Source organism: Streptomyces sp. NPDC041205, assembly GCF_055591765.1.
Map to the genome: position 1 here is coordinate 377,377 of NZ_JBVIZH010000008.1, position 12,588 is coordinate 389,964.

At 73.0% G+C, this 12,588-nt stretch carries 12 protein-coding genes; 4 read left to right on the top strand and 8 right to left on the bottom strand.

From position 1 onward, the window contains the following. Positions 1–10 precede the first annotated feature (10 nt). Positions 11–835, bottom strand: a complete 825-nt coding sequence (locus ACZ6BG_RS31445) for a hypothetical protein (RefSeq protein ID WP_469007629.1) — start codon at positions 833–835, stop codon at positions 11–13. Between the two features lie 554 nt (positions 836–1,389). On the opposite strand from ACZ6BG_RS31445, the gene ACZ6BG_RS31450 reads away from it, so the two are divergent. After that, positions 1,390–2,586, top strand: coding sequence for a S1 family peptidase (locus ACZ6BG_RS31450; protein WP_469007630.1), 1,197 nt, complete (start codon positions 1,390–1,392; stop codon positions 2,584–2,586). A gap of 18 nt (positions 2,587–2,604) precedes the next feature. Here the strand turns inward: ACZ6BG_RS31450 and ACZ6BG_RS31455 are convergent, their stop codons facing one another. Together ACZ6BG_RS31455 and ACZ6BG_RS31460 are read right to left on the bottom strand one after the other, a co-directional pair. Continuing rightward, positions 2,605–3,462 (bottom strand): ABC transporter permease, encoded by an 858-nt coding sequence (locus ACZ6BG_RS31455; protein ID WP_469007631.1) that lies wholly within the window; start codon positions 3,460–3,462, stop codon positions 2,605–2,607. Further along, positions 3,459–4,370 carry an ABC transporter ATP-binding protein gene (locus tag ACZ6BG_RS31460; RefSeq protein WP_469007632.1) on the bottom strand — a complete coding sequence of 304 codons (912 nt, stop codon included), beginning with the start codon at positions 4,368–4,370 and terminating at the stop codon, positions 3,459–3,461. Before ACZ6BG_RS31460 ends, ACZ6BG_RS31455 begins: the two co-directional genes overlap by 4 nt. 131 nt (positions 4,371–4,501) lie before the next feature. Here ACZ6BG_RS31460 and ACZ6BG_RS31465 point away from each other — a divergent pair, with 131 nt between their 5' ends. The 3 genes from ACZ6BG_RS31465 (at position 4,502) to ACZ6BG_RS31475 (ending at position 7,947) form a co-directional block, all read left to right on the top strand. Further along, complete coding sequence (locus tag ACZ6BG_RS31465) at positions 4,502–5,743, top strand: sensor histidine kinase (protein WP_469007633.1); 1,242 nt, start codon at positions 4,502–4,504, stop codon at positions 5,741–5,743. Continuing rightward, on the top strand, positions 5,740–6,429 hold the full coding sequence (locus ACZ6BG_RS31470; protein WP_469007634.1) for a response regulator transcription factor: 690 nt from the start codon (positions 5,740–5,742) through the stop codon (positions 6,427–6,429). Before ACZ6BG_RS31465 ends, ACZ6BG_RS31470 begins: the two co-directional genes overlap by 4 nt. A gap of 75 nt (positions 6,430–6,504) precedes the next feature. Then, on the top strand, positions 6,505–7,947 hold the full coding sequence (locus tag ACZ6BG_RS31475) for a lipase maturation factor family protein (protein ID WP_469007635.1): 1,443 nt from the start codon (positions 6,505–6,507) through the stop codon (positions 7,945–7,947). A gap of 76 nt (positions 7,948–8,023) precedes the next feature. Here the strand turns inward: ACZ6BG_RS31475 and ACZ6BG_RS31480 are convergent, their stop codons facing one another. The 5 genes from ACZ6BG_RS31480 to ACZ6BG_RS31500 form a co-directional block, all read right to left on the bottom strand. Beyond that, a complete protein-coding gene (locus ACZ6BG_RS31480) occupies positions 8,024–8,902 on the bottom strand; it encodes an amidohydrolase family protein (RefSeq protein WP_469007636.1) in 879 nt (292 codons plus the stop codon). Next, on the bottom strand, positions 8,899–9,252 hold the full coding sequence (locus tag ACZ6BG_RS31485; RefSeq protein ID WP_469007637.1) for an L-rhamnose mutarotase: 354 nt from the start codon (positions 9,250–9,252) through the stop codon (positions 8,899–8,901). The genes ACZ6BG_RS31480 and ACZ6BG_RS31485 overlap by 4 nt, the downstream gene beginning before the upstream one ends. Next, positions 9,249–10,268 carry an aldo/keto reductase gene (locus ACZ6BG_RS31490; RefSeq protein WP_469007696.1) on the bottom strand — a complete coding sequence of 340 codons (1,020 nt, stop codon included), beginning with the start codon at positions 10,266–10,268 and terminating at the stop codon, positions 9,249–9,251. Before ACZ6BG_RS31490 ends, ACZ6BG_RS31485 begins: the two co-directional genes overlap by 4 nt. A 146-nt stretch (positions 10,269–10,414) precedes the next feature. Further along, complete coding sequence (locus ACZ6BG_RS31495; RefSeq protein ID WP_469007638.1) at positions 10,415–11,170, bottom strand: SDR family NAD(P)-dependent oxidoreductase; 756 nt, start codon at positions 11,168–11,170, stop codon at positions 10,415–10,417. Then, a complete protein-coding gene (locus tag ACZ6BG_RS31500) occupies positions 11,167–12,588 on the bottom strand; it encodes an L-fuconate dehydratase (protein ID WP_469007639.1) in 1,422 nt (473 codons plus the stop codon). Before ACZ6BG_RS31500 ends, ACZ6BG_RS31495 begins: the two co-directional genes overlap by 4 nt.

A 12,588-nucleotide genomic window follows, 5' to 3' on the forward strand; every position in this document is an offset into this window, starting at 1 on the left:
CGGGCGGGGACTAGGAAGAGGTGTCGTCCGGCCACCGCCAGCTCATGCCGTAGATGCCCTGTCGGCACTGCGCTGCGTACAGATGGGCCGTGCCCGAGGTGTCCACGGCCAGGGGGCGCACCTTGCGCTGCTGCGCGGAGGAGTTCTCGCGGTAGTACGAGTGGCAGAGCGCCGGGTGACGGTCGTGGGGGAAGTACACGTGCAGGAGGTAGCAGTCCTGGTTGCCGCGTATGCCGCGCTCGTGGAATCCCGTCGGGCGGTCGTAGGGGGCGGCACGGATCTCGTACTCGACGGCCATGGTCTCGCCCAGCGTCAGCGGACGGCCGAAGCCGATCTGGAGCATCACTCCGCCCGAGGCCGCGTCCTGCCGCAGCGACTCCAGCCGCCCGCAGCGCACGGTCGCCTCGGGCAGCCCACCGTCAGGGTCGTCCAGAAAGTGCAGATTCATCATCTGCTCCGGCCCGTCGGCGACGGCGCGGACCAGGTGATTCACGATCAGGCGGCGTACGCAGCCGCGCCGGTCCAGGTGCAGGACCTCGCGGGTGAGGAGCACGACGATGTCCCGGTTGAAGTCCGCGAAGGCGTCTCCGAGTGCCTGCTCCTGCCAGGATTCCTGGCCGTAGAGACGGCGGGTCGCGTGCTCGTCGGTGCGGGCGACCCGCCGTCCGCGCGGGCGCTGGGGCGGCAGCAGCGCGGAGAGCCCGCCGGGCGGCAGGTCGAGGATGCTCTCCAGGGCGACGACCGCGCGCAGGGAGTCGGAGCGCTCGGGCCGGGTGCGGTCGCGCTGCCAGTAGCTGAGGGTCGCGGGGGTCAGCCGGATACCGCGAGCGGACAATCGCTCGCAGATACGGTCCAGAGGGAGCCCGCGCCGACGTACCGCCTCGCGCAGTGCGGCGGCGAACGGAGCGGGGCGTTCCACCGACAGGGCCGGTGAAAGGACCGATTCCGTATCGGTTTCTCCATGATTCGGCTTGCTCGGCTTCAGCCCGGATGTATCCGTCACGAATTCCGCCTCCCGGCATGACAGATGACGACCCACGGCTCCGCTACCAAACCCCGCCGAGGCCGCGTACGTCAATATCCGGAACGCCGCTTCCGCATCACTTTTCGCCCGCATCAACCCCTGGAGGAGCACGGATCGTTGCGCCCGCGTCGCTCTCCGGCGCCCTCGCATTCCCCGAGTTCGCGCATTAAGTGTTTACGTCTTTCGCCTTAAGACCCCGTGCCCCGCGATGCCTTGTGTGACCGCCCGGAGCGACGGGAGGGTTTCGCCCACGGCCCGGTCCGGGAAATCCCGCGTACCGCGCCGATGGCAGTTCGGTGCACCGAATGACCCCACCCCGGTGCACCGAACCGCCGTGAGCCCCCACTCAGTTGAAAGGCATTCAGATGGCGCATGCTCGGCATTTCCTCCTCGCCGCCGCCGCGGCCGGAGCCCTGGTGGCCACAACCGGCGCCACCGGCGCACAAGCCGACGCTCCCCCCGCACCGCGCTACGAACCGCGGATGATCGCGGCCCTGGCGGACACCCTCGGCGTGAGCGACTCCGCCGCCGTGAGACACCTCGACGAACAGGCCGACCAGCAGCGGAGACTTGACCGGCTGCGCACGGACGGCGTCCGGACGGACGGCGCGTTCTTCGACGCCAAGGGCACGCTGACGGTGAACGTCGGCGCGGCCCGCGAGGCGAAGAAGGTCAAGGCCACCGGCCTGACCGCCCGCATACCGAGCCGCGGCGAGGCCGAACTGGCGCGCATCACCGCCGCACTCGACGCGACGGCTGCCAAGCGCGTCCCGAGCGGCGTCGCCTCCTGGGAGGCCGACCTGGCCTCCGACACGGTCAAGGTCACCGTGACCGACTCCGCCACCCCGGCCGCGCGCGCCTTCCTGAAGGAGGCCCGCAAGTACGGGGACGCCGTCCGCGTCGTCAAGAGCGACCGCGAGCTCCAGGCAAAGGCGGCCGTCGCTCCGGGCAGCCGGATGAACATCAACAACCAGCCGGGGTCGTGGTGCTCGGTCGGCTTCGGGGCGCGGAACGCCGCGGGCAAGCAGTACCTCGTCACCGCGGGCCACTGCGTGACCGGCAACCCGGGCCTCTACTTCGACGGTTCCAAGTTCGCCTCGGGATCGACGACCCGCTTCGCGCTCGGCCGCGACAGCGTGGACATGGGCCTGGCGACGGTCGACGCGGGCTCCTCCATCACGACGGCGGTCGGCACCTGGGGCAACGGCGCCCCGGTCGCGGTGCGCGGCAGCCAGCGCGCGGCGGTCGGCGCGAGCCTCTGCAAGTCCGGCTCGACGACGGGCTGGACCTGCGGAAAGGTCAACGCCTACGACGTCACCGTCACCTACACCGACCGCAACGGCGGCCCGGACACCGTGGTCAGGGGTCTCGGCCGGTCCACGGTGTGCGTCGAGGGCGGCGACAGCGGCGGCGCGTACATCGCGGGCAACCAGGCCCAGGGAATGACCTCGGGCGGCCCGACGAACCAGTCCTGCGGCGGGGTGAACCTCCAGGGCTCGTCCTACTTCCAGCCGTTGGACGACACGCTGCGGTACTACGGCCTGACGCTCAACACGAACTGAGCCGGCACGCAGTCCCCCTCACTGGTCCCGTCTGTCCACGCTGAACACGGTGACCGCCACGGCGGCCAGCGCCCACAGCGCGTACACGGTCCAGGCGCCCCCCGCCGACCAGGGGTACGCCTCGAAGTGCGCGCCGGGCTCGGTGAGCCGTCGCCACGCCGGGTACGGCAGGGCGTGGGCGATGAGGGCGGACCAGTAGCGGTCGGGGCTGACGACCATGGGCAGCACCAGAAGCGTCGCGACAGTGACGATCATGGTGCTGCCCATGTGGCGCAGGAGCGTGCCGATCGCCATGCCCACCAGCGCGGCGACGGGCGTGAGCAGCGCGGACGCCGCGACGACGCGCAGAGCGCCGGGGTGGTCGAGGGAGACGCCGATGTCCCGGGCGGACAGGATCGCCTGCGTCGAGAAGAAGGACACGAAGGCGACCAGGGCGCCGAACACGGTGGTCACCACCGCGACCACGGCGGCCTTGGCCGCCATCACCGCACGGCGGGCGGGGACGGCCGCGAACGTCGTCCGGATGAGCCCGCTGCCGTACTCCCCCACGACCGTCACGGCGCCGATGGCCCCCGCCGCGAGGAGGTGGATCACGACGGCGTTGGACGTGAAGGCCTCGGCGAGGGGGATGCCGTCGCGGATGAACGCGTCCGCGTCGCCCGCGTTCTCGTCCGTCCAGTACTGGTAGGTGTCGTATGCCTGGCCCACGTTGAAGCCGATCACGGCGAGCGCGGTGATCAGGTACGCCCACGGCGTCGACCGCAGCGACCAGAGCTTCAGCCACTCCGCGGCGAGGAGGTCGCGGAAGCGGGCGGCGGGCTCACCGGCCGTCCCGGCCTCGTAGGGGGCGGTACCGGTGGCAGTCCCTGTGGTCATCGTGTCTCTCCCGCGAGGTATTCGACGCTTCCGGCCGTGAGTTCCATGAAGGCCTCCTCCAAGGACGCCGAGCGTGGGGCCAGTTCGTGCAGCGGCAGGGCGTGGGCGCAGGCCAGGTCGCCGACGCGGGCCGCGTCCAGGCCGGTGACGGTGAGCAGCGGCCCGTCCTGGTGGACCACGGCGCCCTCGGCGGTCAGGACGTCCGCCAGGTCGGCGGCGCGCGGGGTGCGCACGGTGACGTTCGCCCCGGTGCCCCGGGCCGCGAACCGCGTGAGGCTCTCGGCCGCGATCAGCTCGCCGCGCCCGATGACGATCAGTTCGTCGGCCGTGTTCTCCATCTCGGACATCAGATGGCTGGACACGAAGACGGTGCGGCCCTCGGCGGCCAGGCGCCGGAACAGGCCGCGCACCCACAGCACCCCTTCCGGGTCGAGCCCGTTGAGCGGCTCGTCGAAGAGGAGCACCGGCGGGTCGCCGAGCAGTGCGGCGGCGATGCCGAGGCGTTGGCGCATGCCGAGCGAGAACCCCGCGATGCGGCGCCGTCCCGCCGCCCCGGCGAGCCCGACCTCCGCGAGGACCTCGTCCACGCGGCGGCGCGGGATGCGGTTGCTGCGGGCGAGCACGGCGAGGTGCGCGGCGGCGCTGCGGCCGCCGTGCATGTCGCCCGCGTCGAGCAGCGCGCCCACGTGGCGCAGGCCGCGCGGCCGGTCGCGGAAGGAGCGGCCGCCGACGGTGACGGAGCCGCCCGTCGGCTCGTTCAGGCCGAGGATCATGCGCAGGGTGGTGGACTTGCCCGCGCCGTTCGGCCCGAGGAAGCCCGTGACGTATCCGGGCCGCACCGTGAACGTGAGGTCCTTGACGGCCGTCGTCGCGCCGTAGCGCTTGGTCAGGTCCTTGACTTCGATCATGCGTCAACGGTGCCGGGGCGGGGGCCGTCCGGCATCGGCCCGGCGCCGACAATCCGGGCCGCCCGGTGTCGACCCTGGTTGTACACCCGTGGGCCGATCCCCGCCGTTGATCACGCGATTACGATGTCGACATGTCCGTGACACCACCGCAGCCCCCGTTCAAGCGCGTGCCGCCGCATACGTGGACGGCGCTGGCCTGGCTGGTGGGGTCGGCCCTGACGTTCCTCTTCCGGTTCCGGCTCCCGGGCGAGGCCCAGCCCGCGCAACAGGGCGTCCTCTTCTTCCGCTGGGACGGCCTGGCGATGCTGGCCCTCGCCACCGTGCTGGCCTTCGCGGGCGGCCACCGCCTGCACCGCAGCCCGCTGGCCGGGCTCTCCCTGATCCTGCTCGCCGCGGCGGGCGCGTCGACGACGCTGAGCGTGGGCGAGATCCCGCTGCTGCAGTTCGTCGCGGCCGATGTCGCGGTGTACGTCATCGCCTCGGCCCGGCCGCGCAGGACCGGCTTGGCCGCGCTGTCGTTGGCGCTCGGCACGCTCGCCGGATATCTGCTCACGCGGCTGGCCTTCGGCTGGGTCGTCGGGACCTCGGCGGAGCTGACCGTCGCGCTGACGGCCGTGGTCGCCTGGCTCCTCGGTGACGCGGCGCACCAGTCACGGCGCCACGCCGAGCAGCTTCGCGAGCGGGCCGCCGCCCAGGCCGTCACCGCCGAACGGCTCCGCATCGCACGCGAGTTGCACGACATGGTCGCGCACAGCATCGGCATCATCGCCCTCCAGTCCGGGGCGGCTCGCCGCGTCATCGGCACCCAGCCCGAGCGGGCCCGCGGCGCCCTCGGCGAGATCGAGACGGCGAGCCGCGAGACGCTGTCCGGCCTGCGCCGCATGCTCGGCGCGCTGCGCACCCCGGAACCGGGCAAGGCCCAGGAGACGGCCCCGCTCGACCCGGGCCTCGGCCTCGCCGACGTGGACCGGCTCGCGCGGACCACCACGGCCGCGGGCGTGCGCGTCGACGTGCGCTGGCTCGGCGAACTCCGGCCGGTGCCGCCGGAGATCGACGTGTCGGCGTACCGCATCATCCAGGAGGCCGTCACCAACGTGGTCCGCCACGCGGGCACCCGCTCCTGCCGGGTGACCGTCGACCGCCGCGACGACGAGCTGACGATCGAGGTCCTCGACGGCGGACCCGGCAGGGAGGCGGCGGCCGCAGGCGGAACGGGGACAGCCCGGAGCACGGCCGTGGACGCTCCCGGCTACGGCCTGCTCGGCATGCGCGAGCGGGTCGGCCTGCTGCACGGGGAGTTCAGCGCGCGGCCGCGTCCCGAGGGCGGCTTCCGCGTGGCGGCACGGCTGCCCGTTCCCGCGAGTGTGCGATGACGGCGCCCGCCGCCCCGGCGGACGACCGGCGGCCGGTGCGCGTCGTCCTGGCCGACGACCAGCCGCTGGTGCGCACGGCCCTGCAGATGGTCATCACCGAGGCCGACGACCTCGAAGTCGTCGGCGAGGCCGGAAACGGCAGCGAGGCGGTCCGCCTCACCGCGGACCTGAGGCCCGACGTCGTGGTCATGGACATCCGCATGCCCGGTATGGACGGCATCGAGGCCACCCGTCTGATCACCCGGGCAACGGACGCCACCCGCATCGTCGTCCTGACGACGTTCGACGACGACGATTACGTCTACGGGGCGCTGCGCGCCGGAGCCTCCGGGTTCCTCGTCAAGGACATGGCGCTCGACGAGATCCTCGCCGCCGTCCGGATCGTCGCGGCCGGGGACGGCCTGATCGCGCCGAGCGTCACCGGCCGCCTGATCAAGGAGTTCGCCGACCGCCCCGCGGCCGCCCCGGCGCCCCGGGACGTCACGGGCATCACGGACCGTGAGCGCGAGGTCCTGACCCTCGTCGGCGGCGGCCTGTCCAACCCCGAGATCGCCGAGCGGCTGCACATCAGCGTCGCCACCGCCAAGACGTACGTGACGCGCCTGCTCTCCAAGCTGGACGCCCGCGACCGGGTGCAGCTCGTGATCATCGCGTACGAGACGGGTCTGGTCGCGCCGCCCCGCTGAACCGGGCGGCGGGCGCCCTCGGCCCACGGGGCCCGCTGAGCGGCGCCCGGCCTCACTCCCCGCCACAATGGAGGGGTGGAGTGGTTCACGGCGGACTCCTACTGGCTGGGCCGCCTGGTGTTCCAGCGGGTCCTGGCCGCGGTCTACCTCGTCGCCTTCCTGGGCGCCGCGCTGCAGTTCCGCGCGCTCATCGGCGAGCGCGGCATGCTGCCCGTGCCCCGGTTCGTCGCGAGGGTGCCGTTCCGCCGGGCTCCGAGCGTCTTCCACTTCCACTACTCGGACCGGTTCTTCGCGCTGTGGGCGTGGACGGGCTGCGCGGTGGCGGTGGCGCTGCTCGCGGGCGCCGACGGGCTGCTACCGCTGTGGGGCGCGATGCTGCTGTGGCTGGTGCCGTGGGCGCTGTATCTGTCCATCGTGAACGTGGGGCAGACCTGGTACGGCTTCGGCTGGGAGTCGCTGCTCCTGGAGGTCGGCTTCCTCGCCGTGTTCCTCGCGGGGGACGACGTCGGGCCGCCGGTGCTCGTGCTGTTCCTGCTGCGCTGGGTGCTGTTCCGGGTCGAGTTCGGCGCGGGTCTGATCAAGATGCGCGGCGACCCGTGCTGGCGCAGGCTGACCTGCCTGTACTTCCACCATGAGACCCAGCCGATGCCGGGGCCGCTGAGCTGGTTCTTCCACCGGCTGCCGCGGCCGCTGCACCGCGTGGAGGCGGCCGCCAACCACGTCACCCAACTCGCCGTGCCCTTCCTCCTGTTCACCCCGCAGCCGATCGCGACGGGCGCCGCCCTCCTGATGGCCGCCACCCAGCTGTGGCTGGTCCTGTCCGGCAACTTCTCCTGGCTGAACTGGCTGACGATCGCGCTCGCCCTCAGCGCCGTCGACTTCCGTCGCCTGTTCGGCGACGCGGCGGCCCCGCCCACGGACCTCGGCCCGCCTCCGCTCTGGCACGAGATCCTGGTCATCGCCGTGACGGCGGGTCTCCTCACCTTGAGCTACCGCCCGGCCCGCAACCTCCTCTCCCGGCGGCAGATCATGAACTACTCCTTCGACCCCCTGCATCTGGTCAACGCCTACGGCGCGTTCGGCAGCGTCAACCGGGTGCGGCATGAAGTCGTGATCGAGGGGACGTCGGACCCCGTACCCCGGGTGGACTCCCCTTGGCGGGAGTACGAGTTCAAGGGCAAGCCCGGGGACGTACGGCGGTGGCCGCGCCAGTTCGCTCCGTACCATCTGCGGCTCGACTGGATGATGTGGTTCGCGGCGCTCTCGCCCGGCTACGCGCAGCCGTGGTTCGGGCCGCTGATCGAGCGGCTGCTGGCCGGGGACCCCGACACGCTGCGACTGCTGCGCCGCTGCCCCTTCCCCGACCGGCCGCCGCTCCATGTGCGGGCCCGCCTGTACCGCTACCGCATGACGACGTGGCGTGAGCTGCGCGCGACGGGCGCGTGCTGGGAGCGGACGTACGTGAGGGAGTTCCTGCCGCCGACGCGACTCGACACGGCCGCTTCACCGGGCGGGTGACGGCTGGGGATGAGGGCGGTCATCCCCTCCGGGTCGGCCCACTTCATCTACGTCAGTTCCCTTGGTCCAGCGGGCCTCACCGGTCAGGAAGACCCCACCCCTGCCCCGGCAGCCCGTAGACCCGCCGCGCCGTCCCCGCGAAGACCTCCGCCTGCTCGGCGGCACTCAACTCCTCCGTCAACGCCCGTGCCGCATCGACGACTTGGCCGTACGAGGCCGCGAGGCCCGACACCGGCCAGTCCGAGCCGAACATCAGCCGGCCGGGGCCGAACGCCTCCAGGGCCGTGTCCGCGTACGGCCGCAGCCCGGCCACCGTCCAGGACGCCCAGTCCGCCTCGGTCACCAGGCCGGACAGCTTGGCCACGGTGTTCGGCAGGGACGCGAGGGCGCGCAGGGACCTCGCCCAGGGTTCGAGACCGCCGGACGCGACGGGCGGCTTGCCCAGGTGGTCGAGCACGAACGTGAGGTGCGGCAGGCGCGCGGCCGCCTCGGCGCACATCGGCAGTTGTTCGGGGCGCACCACGAGGTCGTACACGAGCCCCGCGTCGGCCACGGCGGCGAGACCGCGACGCACGTCCGCGCGCAGCAGCCACTGGGGGTCGGGGTCGGACTGCACCTGGTGACGGATGCCCACCAGGTGCGCGCCGCCCGGCAGTTCGGCGAGGGCGGCCAGGGTGTCGACGACGTCGGGGCGGGTCAGGTCGGTCCAGCCGACGACCCCGGCGATCAGGTCACTGCCCGCCGCGAGGGCCAGGAACTCCGGGGTCTCCTCGGCCACGGTGACGGTCTGCACGAGGACGGTGGCGACGACTCCGGCGGCGCGCGCGTGCGGCGCGAGGTCGTCGACGGTGTAGGTCCGCCGGATCGGGGCCAGCGCGGGCCCGGTGATCCAGTCCTGGTCGCGCACGGCGAGGTCCCACACGTGGTGGTGGGCGTCGACGACCCCTGGTGTCATGGCAGTTCCCATACGACGGGCAGGCCCGCGTCCGCGCCGTCGCCGGAGTAGTCGTGGACCACGTCGAGCAGCTCCGCCATGCGCGCCTGCCAGGCCACGTTCACGGGCAGCCGCTCCAGCTCGGCGAGGAGGCGGGCGTAGTCCGCGCACTCCAGGACGTGGAACAGGTCGGTGCCTTCCCCAAGCTCTCGGCTGCGCTCGAGCAGGGGAGACCCCACCCGCCAGATCGTCCAGGACGTGGCGCCCGCGGCGCGGATGGCGGCGACGAGCTCGGCCGGAACTTCGCGGTGTGCGGCCTCGTACTCCTCGAAGCAGCCAGCGCGGACCCTGGTGTGCAGGGCGACTCTCATGGGGCACAGACCTCTCCGGGAAGGCCCTCTCCGGGCACGGGCACCTCGGGCGGAAGCAGGCCCTCCGCCCGGGCCTCCTTCCAGAAGTCCGCGGGCACGTCGGCCGCGAACTGTTCGGCGGCATCGGCCACTTGGCCGGGCGCGTGGATGCCGACCAGGACGCTCGCCACCGCCGGGTGGCCGAAGGGGAAGGCGAGAGCGGCGGCCCGCAGGGTGGTGCCGTGGCGGACGGCGAGGGACTGCAACGACCGGGCCCGGTCGAGGAGTTCGCCGGGCGCCTCGGTGTAGTCGAAGCGCGCGCCCTCCTTCGGGTCGGCGAGGAGCCCGGAGTTGAAGACGCCGCCGATGACGACCGACGCGCCGCGCGCGCTCGCGGCGGGCAGCAGCTCGGCGAGTGCCTGGTGGTCGAGGAGGGTGTAGCGGCCCGCGCACAGCACGGCGTCGACGTCGGTGTCGCGGACGAAGCGGGTCAGCATCTCGGCCTGGTTCATGCCTGCGCCGATGGCGCCCACGACGCCTTCGGAGCGCAGCCGTTCCAGGGCCGGGTAGCCCTCGCGGAAGGCCTGCTCGCCGTGGTCGTCCGGATCGTGCAGGAAGACGATGTCGACCCGGTCGAGCCCGAGCCGCGCCAGGCTGGACTCGATCGAGCGGCGCACGCCGTCCGCGCTGAAGTCCCATCGCCGCCGGTGCGCGGCGGGCACGGCGAAGCCGCCGTCGGCCAGGTCGTCGCCGGTCACCGCGCCGGTGACCGGCTCCAGGATCCGCCCCACCTTCGTGGAGAGGGTGTACGCGTCCCGGGGGCGCCCGCGCAGGGCCGCGCCGAGCCTGCGTTCGGACAGGCCGAGGCCGTAGTGCGGCGCCGTGTCGAAGTAGCGCATCCCGGCGTCCCAGGCGGAGCCGATCGCGAAGGCCGCGTCGTCGTCGCTGACGGGCGAGTAGAGGTTGCCGATGCCCGCGCCGCCGAACGACAGCTCGCTGACCCGGACGCCACTGCGGCCGAGGGGCCGCTCCCCTATGCCGCCGACGCCGGTCCCGCCGGTCCCGCGGGTCTCGCTGGCCCTGCTGGTCCCGCCAGTCCCGTTGGCCCTGCTGGGCTCGCCTATGCCGCCGGTCCCGTCTGTCACATCAGTCGCACCGGTCCCACCGGCCCCACCTATGCCGCTCACTGGGCCACCGGCCGCAGCCGCAGGCCCTGCATGCCGCCGTCGACGGCGAGCGCGGTGCCGGTGGTCGCACCGGACAGCGGGCTCGCCAGATAGGCGATGGCCCCGGCGACCTCGTCGGCGCCGACCAGGCGCCCGGTGGGCTGGCGGGCCGCGAGGGCGGCGCGCTCGGCCGCCGGGTCGGGTGCGGCGTCGAGGAGGCGGCCGACCCACGGGGTGTCCACGGTGCCGGGATTGACGCAGTTCACGCGCACTCCTTCGCGGACGTGATCGGCGGCCATGGCGAGCGTGAGTGAGAGTACGGCGCCCTTGGACGCGGAGTACAGGGCGCGCTGCGGCAGGCCCGCGGTCGCGGCGATGGAGCAGGTGTTGACGATCGCGGCGTGCGCGGACGTCCGCAGGTGCGGGAGCGCGGCCCGGGTGGTGCGGACGATGCCGAGCACGTTCACGTCGAGGACGGTGTGCCACTGCGCGTCGTCGTTGTCCTCGATCGTGCCCTGGGCGCCGATGCCCGCGTTGTTGACCAGGACGTCGAGTCCCCCGAGGTCGGCCACGGCCGCTGCGACGGCGGCCCGCACCGCGGTGTCGTCGGTGACGTCGGCGGCGTACCCACGCAGTGGTTTCTGCACGCCGCTCGGGTCGAGGTCGAGCACCGCCACCTGGGCGCCCCGGGCGGCGAGGAGCTCCGCCGTGGCCCGGCCGATGCCGGACGCGCCGCCGGTGACCAGAGCCCTGAAGCCGGTGAAGTCCGTCATGCCGCTGCCCCCTTCTGTGCCGTCTTCCGCTTGGCCGTCTTCTTCGCCGTCTGCGCTGCCGGTGCCGCGGTCGCCGTCGTGCCCGCCGGCTCGGCCTGGCGCGCGAGGTCGGCGGCCCAGAACGCGCCGCCGGGGTAGGTGAACTCCGCTAGGGACTCGGGGCGCATGGTCGCCGAGAAGCCGGGCGCGACGGGCGCCGTGTAGTGACCGTCGCGGATCACGACGGGGTCCACGAAGTGTTCGTGGAGGTGGTCGACGTACTCGATGACACGGTTCTCCGTGGTGCCGGACAGCGCGACGAAGTCGAACATCGACAGGTGCTGGACCAGCTCGCACAGGCCGACACCGCCCGCGTGCGGGCACACCGGCACCCCGAAGCGGGCGGCGAGCAGCAGGATCGCGAGGTTCTCGTTGACGCCGCCGACGCGGGCCGCGTCGAGTTGGAGGACGTCGATGGCGCCCGCCTGGAGGAGCTGTTTGAACACGATGCGGTTCTGCACGTGTTCGCCGGTGGCCACCTTCACCGGGGCGACGGCCTTGCGGATCGCGGCGTGCGCGAGGACGTCGTCGGGGCTGGTGGGCTCCTCCACCCAGTACGGGTCGAACTCGGCGAGGGCGCGGGTCCAGCGCACGGCCTCGTCGAGGTCCCAGCGCTGGTTGGCGTCGATGGCCATGCGGATGTCGGGTCCGATGGCGGCGCGGGCGGTGCGGCAGCGGCGGATGTCGTCGTCGAGGTCCGCGCCGACCTTCAGCTTGATCTGCGTGAAGCCGTCGGCGACGGCCTGGCGGGCGAGCCGGGTGAGCTTGTCGTCGCTGTAGCCGAGCCAGCCCGGTGAGGTGGTGTAGCCGGGGAAGCCGCGGGCGCGCAGCCCGGCCTCGCGGTCGGCCGCGCCCGTGCGGCCGGCCCGGAGGAGCGCGAGGGCCTGCTCGGGGGTGAGCGCGTCGGCGATGTAGCGGAAGTCGATCTGGGAGACCAGCCACTCGGGGTCGGCGTCCGCGAGGAACTTCCACAGCGGGGTGCGGGCGCGTTTGGCGGCCAGGTCCCAGACGGCGTTGACGACGGCGCCGACCGCCATGTGCATCACGCCCTTCTCGGGCCCGAGCCAGCGCAGTTGGCTGTCGCCGATCAGGTCGCGGTTGAGCGTGCCCGGGTCCCCGCAGAGCTCGTCGACGGGGCGGCCGACGACGTGGTGGCGCAGGGCGTCGATCGCGGCGACCTGCACGTCGTTGCCGCGCCCGATGGTGAAGGTGAAGCCGTGTCCTTCGAGTCCGTCCTCGGCGTCGGTGCGCAGCACCACGTAGGCGGCCGAGTAGTCCGGGTCCGGGTTCATCGCGTCGGACCCGTCCAGTTCCCGTGAGGTCGGGAAGCGGATGTCGTAGGTGTCGACCGCCGTGACGCGGCCGGGGGTTGGGGACAC

What these genes read in the sequence shown, in the direction of transcription:
- ACZ6BG_RS31455 (WP_469007631.1), bottom strand. Translation starts at nt 3,462, where the DNA reads ATGACCACAGGGACTGCCACCGGTACCGCCCCCTACGAGGCCGGGACG.
- ACZ6BG_RS31495 (WP_469007638.1), bottom strand. Translation starts at nt 11,170, where the DNA reads ATGACGGACTTCACCGGCTTCAGGGCTCTGGTCACCGGCGGCGCGTCC.
- ACZ6BG_RS31450 (WP_469007630.1), top strand. Translation starts at nt 1,390, where the DNA reads ATGGCGCATGCTCGGCATTTCCTCCTCGCCGCCGCCGCGGCCGGAGCC.
- ACZ6BG_RS31485 (WP_469007637.1), bottom strand. Translation starts at nt 9,252, where the DNA reads ATGAGAGTCGCCCTGCACACCAGGGTCCGCGCTGGCTGCTTCGAGGAG.
- ACZ6BG_RS31480 (WP_469007636.1), bottom strand. Translation starts at nt 8,902, where the DNA reads ATGACACCAGGGGTCGTCGACGCCCACCACCACGTGTGGGACCTCGCC.
- ACZ6BG_RS31465 (WP_469007633.1), top strand. Translation starts at nt 4,502, where the DNA reads ATGTCCGTGACACCACCGCAGCCCCCGTTCAAGCGCGTGCCGCCGCAT.
- ACZ6BG_RS31470 (WP_469007634.1), top strand. Translation starts at nt 5,740, where the DNA reads ATGACGGCGCCCGCCGCCCCGGCGGACGACCGGCGGCCGGTGCGCGTC.
- ACZ6BG_RS31460 (WP_469007632.1), bottom strand. Translation starts at nt 4,370, where the DNA reads ATGATCGAAGTCAAGGACCTGACCAAGCGCTACGGCGCGACGACGGCC.